We start from the raw sequence: 8,974 nt of genomic DNA on the forward strand, positions 1-8,974 counted from the left end.
GGGTCAAGAGAAAGGATATTTTCAGTATGGAGGTTCTACTTTAGTTCTGTTGTTCGAGCCTGGAACTATTTGTTTTGATGACGATTTAATTCAACATTCACTAGAAGGTCTTGAAGTTTACGTTCAGGCTGGTAGTCAAATTGGAAAAAAACCCCAGATCAAAAGTTAAGGAATGGGAAAATGCGAACTTTCCTTTTGATTTGGTTTGGACAGCTAATTTCTCTGATTGGCTCTGGATTGACTAGCTTTGCACTGGGAGTGTGGCTGTATCAGACTACTGGTTCATCAGTACAATTTTCTTTGATGTATGTATGTGCTGAACTTCCCTATATTATTCTTGCTCCTTTTGGGGGTGCGATCGCCGACCGATGGAATCGACGCTGGCTAATAATTTTAAGTGATAGTATTTCCGCTGTTTGTACTCTTTCTATTGCTCTATTAATGTGGCAAAATTGGTTACAAATCTGGCATCTTTACTTAGCAGTTGCAGTCAGTTCTGGTTGCAAAGGATTTCAACAACCCGCCTATTATACAACCCCAACTCTTTTTGTTTCTCAAAAACATTTTAGTCGTGCTAATGGCATGATTCAGCTTGCTCAAGGAGCGGGACAATTATTATCTCCTATCTTAGCTGGGATATTGGTAGATATAATTAAAATTTCCGGCGTTATTTTAATTGACTTTATTAGCTTTATTATTGCTCTATTGATCCTGCTGGCAATCCCTTTTCCCAGTGTTTCCAGTTCCCAATATCTTCAACATTCTCAGACTTCACTGTTAGATAATATTGGTGAAGGCTGGAATTATATTAAAGCTCGCCCTGGTTTATTGACGCTGCTGATGTTCTTTTTTATTACTGACTTCACTATTGGTTTAGTACAAGTTTTGATAACTCCAATGGTTTTAAGCTTTGCTAATGCTAAAGTCCTCGGTCAAATTTTTTCCATAGGTGGAAGTGGTTGGTTATTTGGGGCAGTTTTAATGAGTACATGGGGCGGTTTTAAACGTAAAGTTAATGCAGTTTTATGTTTTGAGTTTATATTAGGTTTATCGATTTTAGTTGCTGGTTTGCAACCTTCAGCAATCTTAATTACTGTTGCGGCTTTTTTTGCTTTTTTCAGCGTTCCGATTATTATTAGCTCTCATAATTCGATTTGGCAGGTTAAGGTTGACCCGAAAGTTCAAGGTCGGGTTTTTGCCTTGCGGGGTGCGATCGCCTGGGCTGCTTTTCCCCTTGCTTATCTCTTGGCTGGCCCTTTAGCAGACTATGTATTTCAGCCTTTACTACTTATAGATGGATTGCTAGCAAACAGTATTGGACTACTCATTGGTGTTGGCCCAGGACGGGGTATTGGTTTGTTATTTAATTTAGTTGGAATTTTTGTCATGCTGGCAACAATTGTCGCTTATAACTATCCCTATATTCGCAAAGTAGAAGACGACTTGCCTGATTTTATAAAACCTGTCTAGGTAATCATGGATAGCCAAAGCGTTGAAACTGCAACGATGGTATCAAAACAAGTCGGTTTCGATCCTGGCAAAAAAATTAAGGGACGTAAGCGGCATCTGATATCATGTTCGCTTGATTACTTATAAACCCGAAGAACTCCACCCCGCCAAAGCTACGCTTTGTCTCCCCTCCCCGCTTGCGGGGAGGGGATTAAGGGGAGCCAGCGCGGTCTTGGGGGTTTCCCCCATGAGCGACTGGCGTGTGGGGTGCAATGACTGTGGAAATCATAACTAATTATGCGAACATGATATGATGGGGCGACAAAAGAGCTAGGATGCAGCTAGAATAAGTTCCATCGCCCTAAGAGGTTATGTGAGGAATATTTTTTGAATTAACCTTACTCCCCCCTCGCCACTCTCCTTAATATAATCCCAGCCAGGATAAGAAATTTTCCCACCAAGAATATCTCAGATTACCTACACTCAAGTTCATTTTGTTGCGAATATCTTGGATTTTCCAGTTGGTTAGTTTAGCTAGAGTTTGTGCCTCTTGTTCAAAACGCTTGGGCAAAGACCGCTTATATTCTCTACCAGCCTGACATTTGAGTTCCCCTTGGAACGGATGTTGCAAAACATAGCGTCCTTGAAAAGATTCACTGTTGGCAGTTTGTTGAAATATCAAGTCTTCAGGGAATTTGTCGCGGTTATAGCGAACATGCAATCGAGAGATGAAGACGTTACTTCTAGGAGAGGGACGACGAAAACTAGGAGGTACTGGCACATTACTTGGAGAATTATCATCTAGCCAAAATACACCTGCTTGCTTGAGTTCTTCTGGAGTTAGGGGTTCAGCAGAACAAGGATCGCAACTACCCATATCCCAAGCGTATTCTAAAAAACCAACTTTCCTGTCTTCTTTGGTGTAGATAGTTTGAAACATGGATTTGTAGAATTCACCAAATTCATCTTTGACAAATAAGGGAATGTTCGCGTCGGAGGGAATTTTTACCGTCCGATAGTTGGTGATTTCTGCTTGTCCTTGGGGCGAGAGGATATAAACAATTAAATCCTGCTCTGTTGTAGCATTGATCATGCCCAAACGAATTGGCAACATGAATTTAGGTGATTGGTAGGAAATTTGTAGTGGACGGAGGAACTGGTAGCCAGATTGCTCGAATTTATTCAAGTTGACTTTAGCAACAAAGAATTTCATAGAGGAGCGAATATAAGGCTGAAGTAACTGTTTCGCACCTCTGGGGATTTTGTAGCCATTGCGTTTAAGCCAAGTTTCCAGTCCACCAGATTCTTTCGCACTGAGGATCACAATGTCGTATTCACCAACGTTGAAACGTGCTTCGACTGTCACACCTAAACTAGCATCGCCCCTTGTATTTGCCGCTTCACTTCTCGCTGCTGTTGGTGCTGGTGCTGCTGATAACTCTCTTGGGTAAACTGGGGCACAGGGATCTGGGTCAAAATATTCTACCAATCGCGGCGCACTAAAAGCATCTAGCCGCTCGATAATCTTCGGTTCGGTGACGCGAACTTGTTCTTTTTGCAGCACCGTTGGCACTGGTACTACCATTGCAAAATCTTTGACTTCACCTTGAAAATCATTTGCCATTGTTAGGATAGTGCGATCGCCATCTCGCGCTATAACCACTTGAGAAGCTTTGTTATACAGTTTTGTATCAGCTTTGGCTACGTAAAATCCACAAAATGCCCAAGCTGCGGGTGCAAAGCACAAAACAGCTACAATTGCTAACAATAATGGTGTTAAAAGTCGAAAAAACTTCATTTTATACCTCTATTTTTTAGTGCTGAGTGCTGAGTGCTGAGTGCTGAGTTAGGAGTTGGAGTTAAAAGTTGGGAGTTAGGAGTTAAAAGTTGGGAGTTGGGAGTTGGGAGTTAGGAGTTAGGAGTTAGGAGTTAGGAGTTCTACCACTGCTTCCTCATCTTTCTCTTGCCAAGCAAACCTTGGGGCTAACCAGAAAACATCTAGCAAGATGCTCAACGGTGCAAGGGCAAACAGTGCCCAGAAAACTGCTGTGGAAACAAAGAAATAATTTCGCAGGATAAAAGTTAATCCGGCGATGCAAACTGCCCAAACTATACGCCCAATTCGGGAATTGGGAATCGATCGCGGATCTGTAATCATAAATAGGGCGAACAGCAGCAAAGATCCACTCATCAATCGATGCCAATAAACATCCCAAGTCCAACCCAGCCAGAAATTGCGAATGGCTTCCAGCAAAGAGTAAGAACCTAAAAAAGCTGCTGTGGTGTCCCAGCGACCGATGCGCTGCAAAACCATGCCGCCAGTACCGAGAAATAATAGCCCATACCACCACTCTTCACCCCATTGTCCCGGCGAAACCCAAGCATCAGGAGTGAGAATCAAAGCAGATATGATGCCAAAATTGGCGGGATTGAAGAAATGCTTATCGCCGACTTGGAAGATAAATTTGCTGGCGATCGCAATTACTGCGGCTATTGCCATTGTCGTCCAGTGGTCAGCCCGTAACAGTAAACTGAGTCCCAGTGAGGTAATTAAAGCACTACGAAGATTCGGCATTTGTTTTTTGTCATTTGCCATTTGTCCTACCCTACGGGAAGCCGCTGGGGCGTCTATGTTGTTTGCTAATGACCAATGACCAGTGACTAATGACAATATCCATTGAGTTGCAACACAAGTGACGATCGCTACCCCAATTAATTCTGGTCGTAGCGTCCAATCTCGTGTACCGATTCCCAAGACTAGGAACAAGCCCAAAAATAAAATCTGATAATCTCGTATATCTTTTAGTAACATCAACCCTTAATTCAGGGATTCCTCGTAGATTTCTCATCAATTTAGACGAGTGCTAGGTAAAATAGCATTGCTGTTACAGATTTTGTTACAAAATAAAGCATTGACATACCAAAGCGATCGCTCTGATGTTTGAACCTCAAGATAACCAAAAAAGGTAGGGATGCGATCGCATCCCTACCTTTTTCAAGTTAATTCACCGAAGTATGAAGATATGGAATAAAAGGAAAATATTTATACCAGCACAACATCTAGATTAACTGAGAACAAAGAAGGCTTGTTCTCAATGGTGGCGAATTGATACCCTGCGAAGAATAAGTTACCATTAGTGCTGTTGTAGCTGAACTGGTTGTTAGAGCTAGCACCAAATCCAGACTTGGAAATCTGGATTTTGTCACCCTCTCTCCACTCGAAGTCTTTGATGATATCGATACCTTCAAATCTGCTATTGAAGACAAACTTATCTGCGCCAGCACCACCTGTGAGTACGTCAGTGCCAAAGCCACCAACGAGAGTGTCACTACCTGCTCCACCACTGAGAACATTATTGGCGCTACTACCAACAATCGTATCGTTGCCAGCTGTACCAATTAAATTCTCAATGCTGACTAAAGTATCTGTGAGAGTAGAATTTCCCGGAAACCTAACTACACCACTAGAGAGATTGGCATCAATGGGGCCAGAGAAGAAAGCGTAAGATGTGGTGTCAGTTCCAGTACCACCATTAATGATGTCAAAGCCAAAGCCACCATCTATGAAGTCATCGCCTGCTCTACCAAACAGTTGGTCATCACCATCCAAGCCTCTGAGGATATCGTTGTCACTACTGCCAAAGATAACATCATTGCCATTAGTTCCGGAAACATTAATTGCCATGAGAGTTTATCCTTAATCAAGATTAATTGTTAATATTAGGACTTACAATTTTACAAAAAGACAATTATGTGAATAAGGCTGTAGTTTTCTTTTGCACCTACTTTTATAACTGCGATATTTCCTGTTGATCTGATAACTAAAAAAATAAGTTTAGTCAGCTAGGCAGGAATAGATCGTGAGTGGAAACTACATTTCCAACTTGGAAATAGGAACAAGGGGAAACTTACTAACATTAGAAGGAGGGCTAATTCATATAACTGTCCATTTGTACGGCATGTAAGTTCTAGATATAGAACTGCTAAGTGTGCGAATCACGCTTAACAGCCCCATATTAAGTAATCAGTTTAGTTAGGCAAGATTACGGAAAAAAGAAAAAACTTTATGCAGCTAGCTCCCCTCTTCCCAATTTTCTACCGCATTCTCCAGCCGAGTTTTCCCAACTGCCTTTGGAGTGGAAATCCCGGTTCTAAAACGATCGCACTCACATTCGATGATGGGCCCCATCCGCAATACACACCCGAAGTCTTGGCAGTGTTAGACCGTTACAAGATTACAGCGAGTTTTTTTTGGTTGGGTGTTTGCGTCAACCGTTCACCAGCCATTGCTAAAGCCGTTAGCGATCGCGGACACTGGATCGGATTGCATGGCTACGATCATCGCTCTTTTCCCATGCTTTCCCCAAATGACCTGAAGGACAGTTTAGAAAAAACCCAAATTGCCATTTATAAAGCCTGCAACCTGCAACCTGAAGAAGTGCGGGATGTTCGTCTCCCCAATGGTTTATTTACACCTGCTACTTTAAATTTTTTTTCTCAGTGGAATTACCGCCCAGTAATGTGGAGCGTTGTCCCAGAAGACTGGGTGCGACCAGGTGTAAACACTGTGGTACAGCGAATTATGCAGCAGGTCAAAAATGGTTCAATAATTGTTTTGCACGATGGTGCTTGTGGTGGACAAGATGTTGCTGCCACTATTCAAATTCTCATTCCGCAACTGCTACAACAGGGTTATGAGTTTGTAACTGTTGATACTCTATGGCAGCAAGCTAAGACAAACTATTGATTGTTACACATTTCAAAAATAGGTGAAGTTAATAATTTGGGTTCTTCGGTTACTTTTATGGAGAATTAATAGAAAAGTGCCAGTTTAATAAACTGCGTAATCGAAAATTGCTAAAATTACGAAAGCCATACCCAAGTCTTTTAATTAACTTGAGTTTATTATTAATTCCTTCTACAGTACCACTGGTAGTTCTGCCATCAAAATAACCGACTATTTCCCTAAACCATCTCACCATTGTCCCTAGACTTTTCGGATAGTTAACGCTTTTTTCTATCGTTACAGCACTTCCGCCTGCTATGAGGTACGCACACAGTCTCAAAAGTTAGGATAGGAAAGGGATATAGATAAAATTGTGCTTCATAATAGCCGGAAGTGCTGTATAATTATTTCTTCACCTTCAATTTCTTGAAAATCTAATACTTTCATATCGGGCAGATTCAGGATTTGCTCTACAGTAAATTTCATAGCGTTCCCGCTTCCGGTTGCCGAAGGCATCGCCTTAAATTTTACTGTGTTATAGTATAAATCATGCTAATTGGATTATTTTACTATACGTAAAACTGCTGTAATACTTACACAGTCTATATTTTAAGGATGAGCATCATTAAAATGTAGTTACTAAAATTTACTAAAATTTAGTAAACACCATAAAAGTACCGGAAGAACCAAAACTCTCAAGACTTTTAATGCATTTTGTGAAGCGCAAAAATGGTATCCAGATGCAGCGAGAGTATGGTTGAATAATTTAGCAAGGGTGTCAAGCAATGATACGTTAAAGCTTTTTGAGCGTATTCCATCTAATCGCATATCGCAAACAGCAATTGAATTTGCACAAAAGATATTGGAATTAAATCAAAGTAAGCTGTTGGACACCCTACTATGAAAACACTTTTTTTAGCTTGGCAAGATCCTAATAGTCGTGTTTGGCTTCCCATTGGTCGCTTAACATTTGACGGGAAAAAATATCAATTTGTATATACGCAAGGTGCTGTAAAAGCTCAAACTGAACATAATTTTCAGCTATTGTATTCTTTCCCAGACTTAAACAAAGAATACACATCAGTTGAACTGTTCCCCTTATTTTCTAATCGATTAATGCGACGCTCTCGCCCTGATTACAAAAATTATATTGAATCGCTAAATATTCTCGAAGGTGAAGATGATCCAGTTAGCATTCTTTCTCGGAGTGGTGGACGCAAGGTAACAGATTATTTTGAAGTTTTCCCCTGCCCAGAACCAGATGAAAATGGTTTATACCACATCCATTTTTTTGCACATGGACTGCGACACCTTCCTGCTTGTGCAATTGAACGGATTAATCAATTACAAACGGGTGAACTGTTATATTTAGCTAACGAATTTCAAAATCCATCTGACCTGCGTGCATTGCTCTTATGCACTGAGGATCATTACATCGTAGGTTATTGCCCTCGGTATATTGTGGATGATGTTTTTAAACTCAAGAACAAAAATTCAGAACTGCTAAAAGTGAAAGTTGAGCGCGTTAACCCAGTACCGACACCTCTGCAACTGCGTTTATTGTGCAATATGACCGCAGAATGGCATGAAGATTTTCGTCCATTTTCTAGCCAGGAATATCAGCCTTTGGTGGCTGATATCCCAGTGGCTTATGCTAATTCCTAGAGTTGATTTGCGGCGAGAAAAGCTTCGACTTCAGCAGCGGTAGGTTGAGAGGCGATCGCACCTGGTTTAATGGTAGTTAGTGCCCCAACAGCGCTGGCATAAGTGACAATGCGTTTTGCTGTTTCTGCATCCCGCAAGCTGTGAATACCATACTGACTCAGTTGGTGGATGAATCCTGCCAAAAAGCTATCTCCTGCGCCAGTTGTATCCACTACAGGGATAGAAAACGAGGGTAATTTGCCTTCGTTCTCACCCAGGCAATAAGTGCAGCCATTTTCCCCATCTGTCACCAGTACCCCCTCAATTGAAGCTAGACGATAAGTAATGGCTCCGGGATCTGCGGTTTCAAATAGCCATTCAGCTTCTTCTTTGGAGAGTTTGAGGAAATCGACTCGCTTAACTAATTCTGGAATTTTTTGATGGGCAATGTTTGGCTCTTTCCAAAATACAGGACGCCAGTTGACATCCAGCACAATTTTTAAGTCGTAATGTTCTGCTAACTCTAAAGCACGGTTTATTGCCGCTTCACTTTCAGGATAGGCTAATTCCAAAGTACCCAAAACCAGAAAATCTGCTTCTTGAAACAGCGAATCTGACAATTGTTTAGCTTGCAGGCGAGTATCGGCAAATTCTGCGGTATCGTACTGACCAAATCCGGCAAAGGTGCGATCGCCAGCCAGATCCCGTGTAACATAAACTTGCCGCGTTGGTGCTGTGGAATGGCGTTGTACTCCCGTAGTCTCTACACCTACATCTTGTAATAGCTTGACCAGTGCATTTCCTGGCTCATCTTCGCCAACGGCTCCGATAAATCCTGCTGACACTCCCAGCTTAACTAAAGCACAGGCTACGTTAGCTGGTGCCCCTCCTGGATAAGGAGTCCAAGATTTCACTTCTTCCAGCTTTAGCCCTAATTGATCGGCTAAACAATCAAACAAAATTTCACCAAGGCACAAAACACGGGGATTGCTCATCTCATTTTTAATTTTAGATTTTGATTTAGGATTAGGAATTTACAGTATAAAATCTACAATAGTTTTTGCTAATCTGTCGCCAGTCCTTCATAGAATTAAATAGCAATTTTTACTACTCACATAGCATATATATGCTTCTCATCTTTGCTTCTTTTAACTA

The 8,974-nt window shown here is 41.4% G+C and carries 8 protein-coding genes and 1 pseudogene; 4 read left to right on the forward strand and 5 right to left on the reverse strand.

What is annotated here, in order from left to right; genetic code table 11:
* Both IQ229_RS24800 and IQ229_RS04005 read left to right on the forward strand, forming a co-directional pair.
* Window positions 1-169, forward strand: a 169-nt coding sequence (locus IQ229_RS24800; protein ID WP_194041486.1) for a phosphatidylserine decarboxylase, incomplete at its 5' end; no start/stop codon positions are given.
* Window positions 170-180: 11 nt separating this feature from the next.
* The gene (locus tag IQ229_RS04005; RefSeq protein ID WP_194041488.1) at window positions 181-1,470 is read left to right on the forward strand and encodes an MFS transporter; all 1,290 of its coding nucleotides are present in this window, start codon (window positions 181-183) and stop codon (window positions 1,468-1,470) included.
* A 400-nt stretch (window positions 1,471-1,870) separates the two neighbouring features.
* Here IQ229_RS04005 and IQ229_RS04015 read toward each other — a convergent pair whose 3' ends face one another.
* The 3 genes from IQ229_RS04015 to IQ229_RS04025 form a co-directional block, all read right to left on the reverse strand.
* The gene (locus tag IQ229_RS04015) at window positions 1,871-3,247 is read right to left on the reverse strand and encodes a DUF2330 domain-containing protein (protein WP_194041490.1); all 1,377 of its coding nucleotides are present in this window, start codon (window positions 3,245-3,247) and stop codon (window positions 1,871-1,873) included.
* Between the two features lie 117 nt (window positions 3,248-3,364).
* The gene (locus IQ229_RS04020) at window positions 3,365-4,261 is read right to left on the reverse strand and encodes an RnfABCDGE type electron transport complex subunit D (RefSeq protein ID WP_228013098.1); all 897 of its coding nucleotides are present in this window, start codon (window positions 4,259-4,261) and stop codon (window positions 3,365-3,367) included.
* A gap of 231 nt (window positions 4,262-4,492) precedes the next feature.
* Window positions 4,493-5,134, reverse strand: a complete 642-nt coding sequence (locus IQ229_RS04025; protein WP_194041492.1) for a calcium-binding protein — start codon at window positions 5,132-5,134, stop codon at window positions 4,493-4,495.
* Window positions 5,135-5,515: 381 nt separating this feature from the next.
* Between IQ229_RS04025 and IQ229_RS04030 the strand changes: the two genes are divergently transcribed.
* Complete coding sequence (locus tag IQ229_RS04030; protein WP_194041494.1) at window positions 5,516-6,196, forward strand: polysaccharide deacetylase family protein; 681 nt, start codon at window positions 5,516-5,518, stop codon at window positions 6,194-6,196.
* A 55-nt stretch (window positions 6,197-6,251) separates the two neighbouring features.
* Here the strand turns inward: IQ229_RS04030 and IQ229_RS04035 are convergent.
* A pseudogene (locus IQ229_RS04035) lies at window positions 6,252-6,452 on the reverse strand (transposase); the annotation flags it as partial.
* A 623-nt stretch (window positions 6,453-7,075) separates the two neighbouring features.
* Between IQ229_RS04035 and IQ229_RS04040 the strand changes: the two are divergent.
* On the forward strand, window positions 7,076-7,840 hold the full coding sequence (locus IQ229_RS04040) for an HIRAN domain-containing protein (protein ID WP_194041496.1): 765 nt from the start codon (window positions 7,076-7,078) through the stop codon (window positions 7,838-7,840).
* Here IQ229_RS04040 and IQ229_RS04045 read toward each other — a convergent pair.
* On the reverse strand, window positions 7,837-8,814 hold the full coding sequence (locus IQ229_RS04045; RefSeq protein ID WP_194041498.1) for a carbohydrate kinase family protein: 978 nt from the start codon (window positions 8,812-8,814) through the stop codon (window positions 7,837-7,839). The genes IQ229_RS04040 and IQ229_RS04045 overlap by 4 nt on opposite strands.
* Window positions 8,815-8,974 lie beyond the last annotated feature (160 nt).

The organism is Nostoc cf. edaphicum LEGE 07299 (assembly GCF_015207245.1).
Lineage (GTDB): Bacteria > Cyanobacteriota > Cyanobacteriia > Cyanobacteriales > Nostocaceae > Nostoc > Nostoc edaphicum_B.